The sequence below is a fragment of the Falsiroseomonas sp. E2-1-a20 genome, assembly GCF_051433195.1.
Taxonomy (GTDB): Bacteria; Pseudomonadota; Alphaproteobacteria; order Acetobacterales; family Acetobacteraceae; genus Falsiroseomonas.
Map to the genome: position 1 here is coordinate 142,791 of NZ_JBHMFT010000012.1, position 12,474 is coordinate 155,264.

At 69.6% G+C, this 12,474-nt stretch carries 14 protein-coding genes; 9 read left to right on the forward strand and 5 right to left on the reverse strand.

Going from position 1 to position 12,474, the window contains the following annotated elements; all coding sequences use genetic code 11:
- Positions 1-3: 3 nt before the first annotated feature.
- Positions 4-636 (forward strand): uracil phosphoribosyltransferase, encoded by a 633-nt coding sequence (gene upp, locus ACFHPP_RS16230; protein WP_437164291.1) that lies wholly within the window; start codon positions 4-6, stop codon positions 634-636.
- A 4-nt stretch (positions 637-640) separates the two neighbouring features.
- Here upp and ACFHPP_RS16235 read toward each other — a convergent pair whose 3' ends face one another.
- Complete coding sequence (locus ACFHPP_RS16235) at positions 641-973, reverse strand: DUF1491 family protein (RefSeq protein ID WP_437164292.1); 333 nt, start codon at positions 971-973, stop codon at positions 641-643.
- A gap of 141 nt (positions 974-1,114) precedes the next feature.
- On the opposite strand from ACFHPP_RS16235, the gene ACFHPP_RS16240 reads away from it, so the two are divergent.
- Positions 1,115-1,339, forward strand: coding sequence for a hypothetical protein (locus tag ACFHPP_RS16240; RefSeq protein ID WP_437164293.1), 225 nt, complete (start codon positions 1,115-1,117; stop codon positions 1,337-1,339).
- A gap of 4 nt (positions 1,340-1,343) precedes the next feature.
- Here ACFHPP_RS16240 and ACFHPP_RS16245 read toward each other — a convergent pair whose 3' ends face one another.
- A complete protein-coding gene (locus ACFHPP_RS16245; protein WP_437164294.1) occupies positions 1,344-1,934 on the reverse strand; it encodes a cytochrome b in 591 nt (196 codons plus the stop codon).
- Between the two features lie 67 nt (positions 1,935-2,001).
- Here ACFHPP_RS16245 and ACFHPP_RS16250 point away from each other — a divergent pair, with 67 nt between their 5' ends.
- On the forward strand, positions 2,002-2,922 hold the full coding sequence (locus tag ACFHPP_RS16250) for a hypothetical protein (protein WP_437164295.1): 921 nt from the start codon (positions 2,002-2,004) through the stop codon (positions 2,920-2,922).
- 74 nt (positions 2,923-2,996) lie between these two features.
- Entirely contained in the window at positions 2,997-3,506 is a 510-nt protein-coding gene (locus ACFHPP_RS16255) for a DUF421 domain-containing protein (protein WP_437164296.1), read from the forward strand.
- Positions 3,507-3,605: 99 nt separating this feature from the next.
- Here the strand turns inward: ACFHPP_RS16255 and ACFHPP_RS16260 are convergent, their stop codons facing one another.
- Complete coding sequence (locus tag ACFHPP_RS16260; protein ID WP_437164297.1) at positions 3,606-4,592, reverse strand: ketopantoate reductase family protein; 987 nt, start codon at positions 4,590-4,592, stop codon at positions 3,606-3,608.
- Positions 4,593-4,612: 20 nt separating this feature from the next.
- Positions 4,613-5,788 carry a M20 metallopeptidase family protein gene (locus tag ACFHPP_RS16265; protein ID WP_437164298.1) on the reverse strand — a complete coding sequence of 392 codons (1,176 nt, stop codon included), beginning with the start codon at positions 5,786-5,788 and terminating at the stop codon, positions 4,613-4,615.
- A 139-nt stretch (positions 5,789-5,927) separates the two neighbouring features.
- On the opposite strand from ACFHPP_RS16265, the gene ACFHPP_RS16270 reads away from it, so the two are divergent.
- The 5 genes from ACFHPP_RS16270 to ACFHPP_RS16290 all read left to right on the forward strand — a co-directional run bounded on the left by ACFHPP_RS16270 (position 5,928) and on the right by ACFHPP_RS16290 (position 10,169).
- Complete coding sequence (locus tag ACFHPP_RS16270; RefSeq protein WP_437164299.1) at positions 5,928-6,917, forward strand: Bug family tripartite tricarboxylate transporter substrate binding protein; 990 nt, start codon at positions 5,928-5,930, stop codon at positions 6,915-6,917.
- A 211-nt stretch (positions 6,918-7,128) separates the two neighbouring features.
- The gene (locus ACFHPP_RS16275) at positions 7,129-7,581 is read left to right on the forward strand and encodes a tripartite tricarboxylate transporter TctB family protein (protein ID WP_437164300.1); all 453 of its coding nucleotides are present in this window, start codon (positions 7,129-7,131) and stop codon (positions 7,579-7,581) included.
- Positions 7,582-7,594: 13 nt separating this feature from the next.
- A complete protein-coding gene (locus ACFHPP_RS16280) occupies positions 7,595-9,103 on the forward strand; it encodes a tripartite tricarboxylate transporter permease (RefSeq protein WP_437164301.1) in 1,509 nt (502 codons plus the stop codon).
- Positions 9,104-9,179: 76 nt separating this feature from the next.
- Entirely contained in the window at positions 9,180-9,932 is a 753-nt protein-coding gene (locus ACFHPP_RS16285) for an SDR family NAD(P)-dependent oxidoreductase (protein WP_437164302.1), read from the forward strand.
- A gap of 78 nt (positions 9,933-10,010) precedes the next feature.
- Positions 10,011-10,169, forward strand: a complete 159-nt coding sequence (locus ACFHPP_RS16290; RefSeq protein ID WP_437164303.1) for a hypothetical protein — start codon at positions 10,011-10,013, stop codon at positions 10,167-10,169.
- 69 nt (positions 10,170-10,238) lie between these two features.
- Here the strand turns inward: ACFHPP_RS16290 and ACFHPP_RS16295 are convergent, their stop codons facing one another.
- The gene (locus ACFHPP_RS16295) at positions 10,239-12,332 is read right to left on the reverse strand and encodes an FG-GAP-like repeat-containing protein (protein WP_437164304.1); all 2,094 of its coding nucleotides are present in this window, start codon (positions 12,330-12,332) and stop codon (positions 10,239-10,241) included.
- Positions 12,333-12,474: the final 142 nt, after the last annotated feature.

Consider the following 12,474-nt stretch of genomic DNA (forward strand, 5'->3'; position numbering starts at 1 on the left):
CCCATGTCCACCCTGCACGTCGTCGACCACGCCCTGCTGGCGCACCGCCTGGCGGAGCTGCGCGACGCCGCCACCCCCTCCCCGCGCTTCCGCAAGCTGCTGGCGGAAATCGGCGCGATCCTGACGCTGGAGGCGACCCGCGACCTGCCGACGGAGCTGCGCGCGGTGACCACGCCGCTGGTCACGATGGACCACCGGATGCTGGCGGCGCCGGAGCCGGTGCTGGTCGCGGTGCTGCGGGCCGGGCTTGGGCTGATGGAGGGTGGCATGCAGGTGCTGCCCGAAGCGCCCGTCGGCCATGTCGGCCTGGTGCGGGACGAACACACGTTGAAGCCGAGCCAGTACATGCTGCGGATGCCGCCCGAAGTCCGCACCCGCGGCGCCATCCTGTTCGACCCGATGCTGGCGACCGGCGGCAGCGCGGTGGCCGCGGTGCAGCGGGTGAAGGAGGCCGGCGCGCCACATCTGCGCTTCGTCTGCGTGGTGGCGGCACCGGAAGGGGTGGCGCGGCTGGCCGCGGCGCATCCGGACGTGCCGATCTACACCGCGTCGCTCGATGAGAAGCTGGACCATCGCGGCTTCATCGTGCCGGGGCTGGGCGATGCCGGGGACCGCTGCTTCGGCACGGTGGAGTAGGCGATCAGATCAGCCGGGCCTCGAAGGGCGGCTTCAGGTCGGGCGCGTCGAATTCCACCACCCACAAATCGGGGTCGCGCTGCACCTGGCGCTCGACATAGGCATCGGCCGTGGGCTGGTCCACCGGGGCGGTGCCGGTGCCGCGCATCCAGGCGGCGCGGCCTTCGGCGTCACGCACCTGCGACAGCACCATCATCTCGTTGCGGGCGCGCAGCACGCACAGGATGCCACCCGCATCCGGGTCGCCCTTGCGCAGCACGGCCCCTGACCGGCCGGCGATATCTGACAGGCGCAGGGCCATGGACACCCATATGCTTGCCTTAACCTTCGGTTCCATGCGCCGGATAATCTGCCCATGGCCGGGGCGGCGCAACCCACGGGCCGGTGCTTCCGCAGTCGCAGCAAAGGGGCGACCGAACACCATCTTGCGAAGCCCTCGCCGCCGCGCCATTGACGCGGCGGACGGAGAGACCTCGCCATGGCGAAGACGCAGGAATTGACCGAGGGGCAGCGCGCCTATGAGGCGCGCAGGGCGGCGAAGGCCGGGGTGAGCCTCGACAAGTGGCTGGCCGAGAAGGACCGCCGCATCCGCGCCGAGGAAGCCGCCGCGGCGAAGCTGGCCGCGGCGGAGAAGGCGGCGGAGCCGGAGAAGAAGGGCTGGTTCGGCCGGCTGATGGACCGCGCCAACAAGCCGATCAAATAGGCCCTCACAGCATCCGCAGCAGCGTGCCGTCGCGCCGGATGGCGTGGTGGTAGATGGCGCCGCCGATATGGGCGGCCAGCAGCAGCGGGAAGGTCCAGCCGAGCAGGCTGTGCATCCAGTGCAGCACGCCGGCCAGGGCCGGCGCGGCTTCCATGAACTTCGGCAGGTCGATGAAGCCGAGGAAGGCGGTGGCGCCCTGCATCGGGAAGCCATAGGCATTGGTGGTGAAGAAGCCGAGCAGCGGCTGGATGATCAGCGCCGCATACAGCGCGTGGTGCACGAAGGCCGCGGCGCGGCGCTGCGTCGCCGGCACGTGGTCCGGCAGCACCGGCGCCTTGCTGAAGCCGCGCCAGGCGAGGCGCGCCAGGCTCAGGCCGAGGATCAGCAGGCCGAGGCTCTCATGCAGCGCGTAGAAGGGCATCTTCGCGTCATCCTTCATGAAGCGGATGACCAGCCCGGTCAGCAGCGCCAGGAACAGCAGCGGCACCGTCAGCCAGTGGAACCACTTGGCCAGCCGCGAATACTGGCCATCGGGGTGCAGCGTGTCCCGCCCCTTGATGGGCGCCTGCATCGGCGTCTCCGTCGCCAGGTCCATGCGCAGCCTGCCTCCCGTTCCGCCCGCGACTATGGCACGCCGGCCGGCGATCCATGAAAGCGAAACCATGATCGCGGCGCATGCGGATTGGAGCCTCGCGCCGGGCAAGCGCTGGATGGCGGTGGCGCGGCGGCAGGGCGGAGGCTGGCAGGCGGAGGCGCCAAGGCCGGTCGGCGATACCGCGCGCCTGCTGCCCGACCTGCTGGCGCCCGGCCTGCCGGTGGCGCTGGGTCTGGATTTGCCGCTCGGCGTGCCGCGGGACTGGGCGGCGCTGCGGCCGGAGGCGGATTTTCCGGCCTTCCTGGCCGGGCTGGTGCGGGATCCCGCCTTCTTCCTGGTGGCGGCGACGCTGGCGGAGGTGGCGCCCGCACGGCCCTTCTACCCGGCGCGCGGCATCAAGGGGATGACGCGGGCGGGCCACGCCGCGGCGCTTGGCCTGGCCGGGCCGGCATCGCTGTCGCGGCTCTGCGACCGGGCGACGGCGACGCGGCCGGCGGGGGCGCCGGTGTTCTGGACGCTGGGCGCCAACCAGTCCGGCAAGGCGGCGATCGCGGCCTGGCGGGATTGGATCGCGCCGGCACTCGCCGCGGGGGCGCCGGTTGCGCTGTGGCCCTTCGCCGGCGGCCTGCATGCGCTGCTGGCGCCGGGCCGCGTGGTGCTGGCCGAGGTCTATCCGGCGGAGGCGCTGCGCCAGTTGGGCCTGCGGCTGGCCGGCAGCAAGCGGCTGCAGGCGCCGCGCCGGGCGATGGCAGCGGCGCTGCGGGCGGCGATGGCGCGGCTGCGGGTGGAACCCTCCCCTGCCCTGGCCGAGGTCATCGCCGATGGCTTCGGCGCCGATGCGGCGGGGGAGGACCGGCTGGACTGCGTGCTCGGCCTGCTGGCGCTGGTCGCGGTGCTGGACGGGGCGCGGCCGGACCATGTGCCGGAGGACCCGTGGGTGCGGCGGTGGGAAGGCTGGGTGCTGGGGCAGACCGACCTGCCGCGCTGACAGGCGCCCGGAGCGAAACCGGCATCGCGCGCGTTGTGGGCCTGCCATCCGATTGCACAGTGAGGTTGCCCCCGATGTTCTTCGAAAGCTGGTTCGGAATCCTGCGCGTGCTGGTCGTCGGCACGCTGGCCTATGCGGCGCTGGTCGTGATGCTGCGGGTCTCGGGCAAGCGGACGCTGGCGAAGCTGAATGCCTTCGACCTGATCGTCACCGTGGCACTCGGCTCGACCCTGGCGACGGTGCTGCTGAGCAAATCCGTTGCCTTGGCGGAGGGACTGGCTGCCTTCGCGCTGCTGGCGGGGCTGCAATATGCGGTGGCGTGGCTGTCCGCGCGGTCACCACGCTTCAGCGACCTGGTGAAGTCCGAACCGACGCTGCTGCTGCATCGCGGCCGGTTCCTGGAGGGCGCGATGCGGGCGCAGCGGGTGACGCGGGCGGAAATCCTGGCCGCCTTGCGCGGTTCCGGGGCCGCCGAGCCGGGACAGGTGGCGGCGGTCGTGCTGGAAACCGACGGCAGCCTGAGCATCGTCCAGGGCTCCGCAAGTGGCGCGGGCGCGCTGGAGGGTGTCGATGTCTCCCGCTAAGGCGGTTTCACCTGTGCCATGCACAGGTGAAACCGCCTTAGCTGTTGATTTGGCGCATTTTCCGAGCCGTCAGGCGTATCCGCCTGACTTGAAAATGCTCTAGGCTTTCACGTCCGCATACAGCCCCGCGGCGCGCGCGGCCTGCTTCGCCAGCGCGACCAGCAGGTCGAGCTGCGGGGTCGGCGTGCCGGTCATGCGCGCCAGTTGCAGCGGGATCTCGAAGATGCCGTCGATCTCCATCGGCCGGCCGATCTCGAGGTCCTGCAGGATGGAGGGCTTGTGCGCCATGTTGGCGCCGGCCACGCGTTCGATCGCGGCATCGGGCAGGTGGATGCCGAGTGCCGCGGCGATGGCGCGGGCTTCCTCCGCGCTGCGTCGCGCGGCCTGGCGCAGCACCGGGTCGGCGAAGGTGTCGCGCACGCCGCGGCGGGACAGCACGGTGAGCGGGCCGTTGGAGAGGTTGCCGAGCAGCTTGGACCAGACCTCGAAGCGGATGTCGGGCGTCACCGGGGATGGCATGCCGCCGGCCGCCAGCACGGCCGAAATCGCCTGGGCGCGGGCGGAAATGGCGCCGTCCGGCTCGCCGAGGATCACGCGGATGTTGCCGTGTTCGGAATGCACCACGCCGGGGGCCACGACCTCGGCGGCGGAATAGACCACGCCGCCGATGGTGCGGCCGATGCCGACCGCGCTTTCCATGGCGCCGTCCGGGTCGACCTCCGGCAGCCGGCGCCCGTGATGCGGGCCGGGCTGGCTCAGAAAGTACCACCAGGGGATGCCGTTCATCACGAAGGCGACGGCGGTCTCCGGCCCCAGCAGCGGCGCGATGCCGGCAGCCACAGCCGGCAGCGCCGGCGCCTTGACGGTGACGATCACGGCATCCTGCGGCCCGAGATCCGCTGGATTCTCGCTGGCCTTCGGGTGGCTGAGATGGGTGCCGTCATGGGCGTGGACGGTCAGGCCATTGGCCTGGATCGCCGCCAGGTGCGCGCCGCGCGCCACCAGCGAGACCTCGGCCCCGCCGAGCGCCAGGCGCGCCGCGATATGCCCGCCGATCGCGCCGGCGCCGTAGACGCAGATTTTCATGGGCAATGGCCTTCCTCGGGTCAGGCGAGCAGTTCGAGTGCCGCGCGGGACAGCGCCTGCACGCCGTTGCCGATGCAGGCCTCGTCGGGCTGGTAGTGCGCGTTGTGCAGGCGGTCGTCACGGCCGGGCGCACCGCTGCCGATGCGCAGGTGGAAGGATGGCGCGCGGGCGGCGAATTCGGAGAAATCCTCGGAGCCCATGGAGGGTTCGCCCTCCTCCGTCACGTCGCCGAATTGCGCGGCGACGGCGGCGAGCACCGGCCCCATCACCCGGTCGTCATTCACCAGCGGCGGCACCATGCGCTGGTAGTCCAGCGCGCACTCCACGCGCATCGCGACCTCCAGCCCCGCGGCGAGGCGGCGGATCGCCGATTCGGCGGTGACGCGGGCGGCTTCATGCAGGGTGCGGACGGTGCCCTTCAGGTGCACGCGCTCCGGGATGATGTTGTAGGTGGTGCCGCCGCTGAACTGGCCGATGGTGACGACGGCGGGGTGCAGTGGCTTGACCTCGCGGCTCACCACCGTCTGCACCTGCGCCACGAAGCTGCTGGCGGCGACGATCGGGTCGATGGCGGCGTAGGGGTGCGCCGCGTGGCCGGACTTGCCGCGCACCACCAGGTCGAAACGGTCCGATGCCGCGAGGCAGGCGCCGCGGGCGAAGCCGAAGCGGCCGACCGGCAGGTCCGGCTGGTTGTGGAAGCCGAGCGCGAGGTCCACCCCCTCCGCCGCGCCATCCGCGATCATCGCCGCGGCGCCCTGCAGCACTTCCTCGGCCGGCTGGAAGACCAGTTGCACCCGGCCGGCAAGCATCGGCGCCAGGTCCTTGAGCAGGGCGGCGACGCCGAGCAGCGTGGCGGTGTGGATGTCGTGCCCGCAGGCATGCATCTTGCCGGCGACCTGGCTGGCGAAGTCGAGGCCGGTTTCCTCATGGATCGGCAGCGCGTCCATGTCGGCGCGGATGGCCAGCGTCGGGCCGGGGCGGCCGCCCTCGATGGTGCCGATGACGCCGGTGCCGCCGAGTCCCGTGCGGTGCGGGATACCGAGGCGGGCGAGTTCGGCGGCGACGATGCCGGCGGTGCGGGTTTCCTCGAAGGCGAGTTCCGGGTGCGCGTGGATGTCGCGCCGGATCGCAACCAGCGCGGGCGTGATCCGGGCGGTTTCCTCGCGGATCTGTCGCTCCGAATCATTGATGCGCATTTCGGGTTGCTCCACGCAATTTCATGGCGCCATGGTAGGTGAAGAAGAGGTCATTACAAGGCCGCCGGCTTGCGACGCCGGGAAGCACCGTGGCATAGGCTTAACAAAGCTCACTGGTCCAAGAATTGGGGAGACCTTCATGTCCATGCGACTGACGCGACGAAGCCTGGTTGCCGCGACCGCCCTGTTGGCTGCCCCGGGCCTGGTCGCGCCGCGTCTTGCGCGGGCGCAGGCCTGGCCGAATGGGCCGATCCGGCTCGTGGTGCCTTTCGCGCCAGGCGGCAGCACGGACCTTGCCGCGCGACTGGTCGCGGATGGGCTGGCGCAGCGGCTGGGCGTATCCGTCGTGGTCGAGAATCGGGCCGGCGCGGGGGCGACCACCGGCAGCCAGATGGTCGCCGATGCGCCACCGGATGGGCAGACGCTGGTGATGAGCAACATCGCCAGCCACGCCATCAGCCCGACGCTGTACGGCAACCTGCGCTACGACCCGGTGCGGTCCTTCACCCACATCGCCATGGTCATCACCAACCCCTCCGTCTGGGTGGTGCATCCGCGCAGCGAGATCGCCAACCTGGCGGACCTGGTGCGGGTGGCGAAGACGCGGCAGGGCGGGCTGGACATGGCGTCCTCCGGCGCCGGGTCCTCCAACCACCTGCTCATGGTTCGGTTCTGCGAGCAGGCCGGCATCCCCTTCACCCATGTGCCGTTCCGCGGCGCCGGCCCGGCGATGACGGCGGTGATCGCGAACCAGGTGCCGATGATGTCCGACAGCCTGCCCTCGGCGGCGGGCCACATCCGCCAGGGCAGCGTGCGCGCCATCGCGATGAGCAGCGCGCAGCGCCACCCGGGCTTCCCGGAGGTGCCGACCTTCATCGAGCAGGGCTTCGACCTGTCCAGCACGTCCTGGTTCGCGCTGTCCGGCCCGGCGGGGATGGACCCGGCGGTGGTGCAGCGCCTGAACCGGGAGGTGAAGGCGGTGGTCGCGACACCGGACAGCCAGCGGCGTTTCGCCGAGATGGGCGGCACGCCGGGCGACATGACGCCGGAGCAGTTCACCGCCTTCGTGGCGGAGGAAGTCGCGCGCTGGGCGCCGGTTGTGCGGGCATCCGGCGCGACGGTCGGCTGATGGCCCGGCACGGGTGATTCGGCCGGTGTGCTGACCTTTCCCGGTTGGCGGGGCCGTCGGGCTTGTCTAGGGTCCGCTTGGTTAAGGCGGGTAAGGCGGGTGACGGACCCGCCGTCCGGATGCAGGGGCGGGTGACGCGGCGCTGGGGCCGCGCCACCCGATTGGCGTAAGTGGATCGGGCCGCGTGCGGCCGGCAGCAACTGAGGTGCGGATGAAGATCAACGCGAGAGACCTGACGGCGGGGCTGATGCTCCTGGCAATCGCCGCCGCGGGGTTGTGGTTGAACACGGACCACACGCTGGGCGACGCGCGCCGCATGGGCCCTGGCTACATGCCGTTGCTGGCCTTTGGCACGCTGTTCGGCCTCGGGGTCGTGGTCTCCCTCATGGCGCTGTTCAGCGGCCCGGACCCTCTGGAGCGCTGGGCGTTCCGGGAACTCACCCTGATCCTGGTGGCGCTTTGCGTCTTCGGGTTGATTCTGGAAAAGGCCGGGCTGTTCCTGACGCTGGCGGTCACCATCGGCATTTCGACCCTGGCCGACCGGACGCACAAGCCGCTCGGCGTACTTGCGCTGATCGCCTTCCTGATGGCGCTGTGCTGGTTCGTGTTCATCCAGCAGCTGGATATCCGGATCAGCGTCTGGCCAACCGTGTTCGGGTATTGAGGGACAGAGATCGATGGAAACCCTCTTCACGAACCTGGCCCTCGGGTTCAGCGTCGCCTTCAGCTTCGAGAACCTGGCCTTCGCGCTGCTCGGGGCCTTCATCGGCACCGCGATCGGCGTGCTGCCGGGCATCGGGCCGGTCGCCACCATCTCCCTGCTGCTGCCGATCACCTTCGGCATGTCGCCGACCACCGCCATCATCATGCTCGCGGGCATCTACTACGGCGCGCAGTACGGCGGCTCGACCACCGCGATTCTCCTGAATTTGCCAGGAGAGGTCAGTTCGGTCGTCACCGTCATCGAAGGCTACAAGATGGCGCGGAACGGACGCGCCGGGGCGGCGCTGGCCACCGCGGCGCTCGGCAGCTTCTTCGCCGGGTCGGTGGCCACCGTCGTCGTCGCCGCCTCCGGCCCGTTGCTCACCTCCGTCGCGCTGTCCTTCGGGCCGGCTGACTACTTCTCCCTGATGTTCCTGGGCCTGATCATCTCCGCCGTGCTGGCGCAGGGCTCGGTCATCAAGGGCGTCGCCATGGTGGCGCTCGGCGTCAGCCTGGGCATGGTCGGCACCGACGTGCAGACCGGCCAGCAGCGCTTCACCTTCGGCATCCCGGAACTGTCCGACGGCGTCGGCTTCGTCGCCATCGCCATGGGCATGTTCGGCATCGCCGAGATCGTGCTGAACCTGGAGCGGCCTGAATCGCGCAACGTGCTGACCCACAAGGTCGGCAGCCTGTTCCTGACGCGCGAGGAATTCCGCCGCGCCGTCCCCTCCGTGCTGCGCGGCACGGTGCTTGGCACGGTGCTGGGCATCCTGCCGGGTGGTGGCGCCTCGCTGTCCTCCTTCGGCTCCTACATGCTGGAGCGGAAGGTCTCGAAGTTCCGGCACCTGTTCGGCACCGGCGCGATCGAGGGTGTGGCGGGGCCGGAGGCGGCGAACAACGCCGCGGCGCAGTCGAGCTTCATCCCGCTGCTGACGCTGGGCATCCCGGCCAACGCCGTGATGGCGCTGATGGTCGGCGCGCTGATCATCCAGGGCATCCAGCCTGGCCCGCGCATGGTGGAAGCGCAGCCGGACCTGTTCTGGGGCCTGATCTGCTCCATGTGGGTCGGCAACCTGATGCTGCTGGTCATCAACCTGCCGATGATCGGCATGTGGGTGAAGCTGCTGGAAGTGCCGTATCGCCACCTGTACCCGGCGATCATGATCTTCTGCGCGATCGGCATCTATTCCATCAACAACAACGTCTTCGACGTCTACCTGATGGTGCTGTTCGGGCTGTTCGGCTACCTCTGCTCCAAGCTGAAGCTGGAGGGCGCGCCACTGCTGATCGGCTTCGTGCTCGGGCCGATGATGGAGGAACACCTGCGCCGCGCCATGCTGCTGTCGCGCGGCGACGTGATGGTGTTCATCGAGCGGCCGATCTCCGCCTCCATGCTCGGCATCGCGGCCATCGCGATCCTGGCCATGGCGTTGCCAAGCCTGCGGTCCGGCAAGGAAAAGGCGATGGCCGAGGGCGGCTGACGCGTTTTTCGATGCGCCACGAAACGGGGGCCGTCCTGCGAGGGACGGCCCCTTCTTCATTCCGGGAGATCTCGACATGGACCTGCAACTGGCCGGCAAGGTCGCCCTGGTGACCGGCGCCTCCGCCGGGCTCGGCCGCAGCATCGCGCGCCTGCTGGCGGAAGAAGGCTGCCGCCTGGCGCTGCTCGCCCGCCGCATGAACCGGCTGGAGGATTTCGCGGCAACGCTGCCCGCCGGCGTAGAGGCGCTGCTGCTGGCGGAGGACGTGACCGACCCCGGCGCAGCGGCCCGCACCCGCGACGCCGTGCTGGCCCGATTCGGGCGCTGCGACATCCTGGTGAACAACGCCGGCGGCAGCCGCCCGCAGACCGATCTGGGGCCCGATGACGTCTGGCAGGAATCGATGGAGATCAACTTTCATGCCGGCCGCCGCATGGCGCATGCGCTGATCCCTTCCATGCAGGCAGCGGGCTACGGCCGCATCGTCAACATCACCGGCAGCGACGAGCCGCACATCATCAACGCCGCCAACGCCCCGAACGGCGCCGTGCATATCTGGGCCAAGGCGCTGTCCCGGCAGCTGGGCCGGGACGGCATCACGGTGAACTGCGTGCCGCCGGGGCGCCTGCGGTCCGAGCAGATCGATGCCCGCATCCTGCCGACCGAGGAAGCGCGGCGTGATTGGGCGGCGCGGGAGGTGCCGGTGGGCTTCATCGGGGAGCCGGACGACCTCGGCGTGCTGGTGGTGTTCCTGTGCTCGCCGCGGGCGCGCTACATCACCGGGCAGGTGGTGCATGTGGATGGCGGCACGCACCGCTTTAGCCATTGAGGGCTTGACCTGCATCAGGGCGCGGGCGCGCAGGGCCGGGCATCCTGGCCACTGGACGTCGACGCAGGGATGGCCGTCATGACCTGGTTGGTACGAGGCCTGCTGGTTGCCGCCGGCGCCATCGCCGCGCTGTTCGTGGCGCGGGATGCGCCGAATTTCGCGGTGGTGGAGGGCATGGTGGCGGTGGTGCTGGTCGCCGGGATCGTGCTGGCGGTGGCGCTGACCCGGCGGAAGTAGCGCCCTGTTTCCATTGCTGATCTCAGGGGGAAGCTGCGGCCGATCCGGCTGACCCGTTTGGCTGCCCGCTCAGGTGAACCACAGCAACCCATCGAACTCGAATGGCCTGGGCAAGCTGCCCTCCGTCCTGCCAGCCCAGGTGACGGAGGCATCAGTGGCGCCGTTTCCGTCAAGATCCATATGCAAAGTGGCGCCCTTCCAACCCAGCGCGCCGTCGCTTTCGAGCCAGATGCTCCGACTGATGCCTGGCCTCCACCCCCAGATCGAGAGCTGCTCGCCCGCCTCCCAGTCGGTGATGGTGCCCCATGTCACAAGGCCACCACGGCCATCCAGAAAGAATACGTCCCGGCCGCTGCCGCCGGTCAGGAAGTTCGACCCCACGCCCCCGTCGAGCACGTCGTCGCCCGCACTCCCGTCCGCCGCGTCGTCGCCGCCCAGCAGGTTCATGAAGTCGTTGCTGTCCGTCCCGCCGACCGCCTCGCCCGCAGCGGAGCCCAGGAAAGCGAGTTCGAGATGAGGCACCGGGCCGGAATAGGGCATCGCCTCCTCCGCCGACGCCACTCCGCCGCGCGTGATCGAGATGCTGGTCGTGCTGATTTCCCGATCATCGAACCGCAGCCGCTCGATGGAAGTGAGCGAGTCGGTGCCGTCGGGTCCGACCACCGTCCAGGTCCCGTTGCCGGAGCGGGCGATGGCATAGTCTGCGTGCAGTCCCGCGAACACCGCCGTGTCCATGCCGTGGCCACCGTCCAGGCTGTCATTCCCGGGACCGCCGTTGAGCACATCGCGTCCCCGATCGCCGAGAAGCACATCATCCGCCGCAAGTCCCGAGAGGGTGTCATCGCCCGCCAAGCCCTGCAGCAGGTCGCGCCCTGGCCCGCCCTGCAGGGCGTCGCCAAGCTCCGTCGCCGCCTCCACGGCCGGAGATCCGTCGGCGAGGTTGCGTCGCCAGCCGATGGCGGCGAAACCGCCGCCGCTCGCCGCCGCGAGGTCCCACCGCCCGTCGCGGTCCGCGTCAACAGGCTCGAGCGCCCAGCCCTCCATCCAGGCAAGCGTGCCCGTGGCGGCGAACCGACCCGATCCATCGTTGAGATGCAGCGTCGGCAGCGCACCAGGGCCCACCCGTTCTGTCACGATATCCGTGAAGCCGTCCCCGTTGAGATCCATCTGGTGGAGGTACTTGATCCAGCCTGGAGTGGCTGTCGGATCCTGGGGCATGCGGCTTGCCGTCTCGTCGCGAAAGGACTGACCGTTCTCGTTGACGAGAAGCTGGATGTAGCCGCGGGTGAAGCCGGCGTTGATCCAAGCGATCGCGAGGTCGGGAAACGCATCGCCGTTCAGGTTGATGGTCTGGATGTCATAGGCTTCGGGCGTCATCTTGTATGCGTTGGTGTAGCCCGGCATGGGATCGAGCGGCGGGGCGGCTATCGCGATGGGTGACGCGCCCGCGAAGCTGCCGCGGTCGTTCAACCGCACCTGGGTCGGCTGCTTTTCGCCCCAGGACGTGCCGAGCACGAGGTCGGCCCAGCCGTCGCGGTTGAGGTCGGCCAGAAGCGCGCTCGTGAAGGTGCCGCCGCCTTGCCCAATGGCCTGGATCTGCGCTGGCAGGCGCGACGGATCGGCCGTGAAGTTGCCGGAGCCGTCATTGAGCAGCAGCTGCGGATTGATGAGGTTCTGGCCGAAGACGTTGCCGACATAGATATCGATATCGCCATCGTTATCCACATCACCAATGGCGGCAGAATGCGTGAAATCCGACTGGGCCGGCAGTTGAGCCGTGGCATCCCGGAGCTGTGTGGCGCCTGTCGAGAGGACCAGCCGGTTCTGAGTGCCAGGAAATGGCGCGGCATCGTAGCCATGGTCGGCCACGAAGAAATCAGCACGCCCGTCCCCGTTGAAATCAGCCACGACAATTTTGCGGGGATGAACAGTGGTCGGCACCGCACCTTGGAAGACCGTGCTGGTGATATCGGTGAATCCGCCCGCACCGTCGCCACCCAGGACCTGCAGCGGCACGCCGCGATCCTCCAGGGGAAAGAGAAAGCGGGCCACGACAAGGTCGTCCACGCCGTCTCCGTTGAAGTCGCCGCGGGCCAACTCGTGGATGGCGCCCTCGCGCAGCGTCATCGGATAAAGGCTGGAGGGCGCAAAGTTCCACGTCACGGACTGTCTCCCCTGGCGAGCGCACGATCCGCGAGCGCTCCCATCCGCGGAATCAGCAAACTATTGCGTAATTGCAATATTACTGTGTGTGAGTCAATTCAGCGCCTGTAGGCGATGGATGCCCTGGACACGCCGGGTGGGC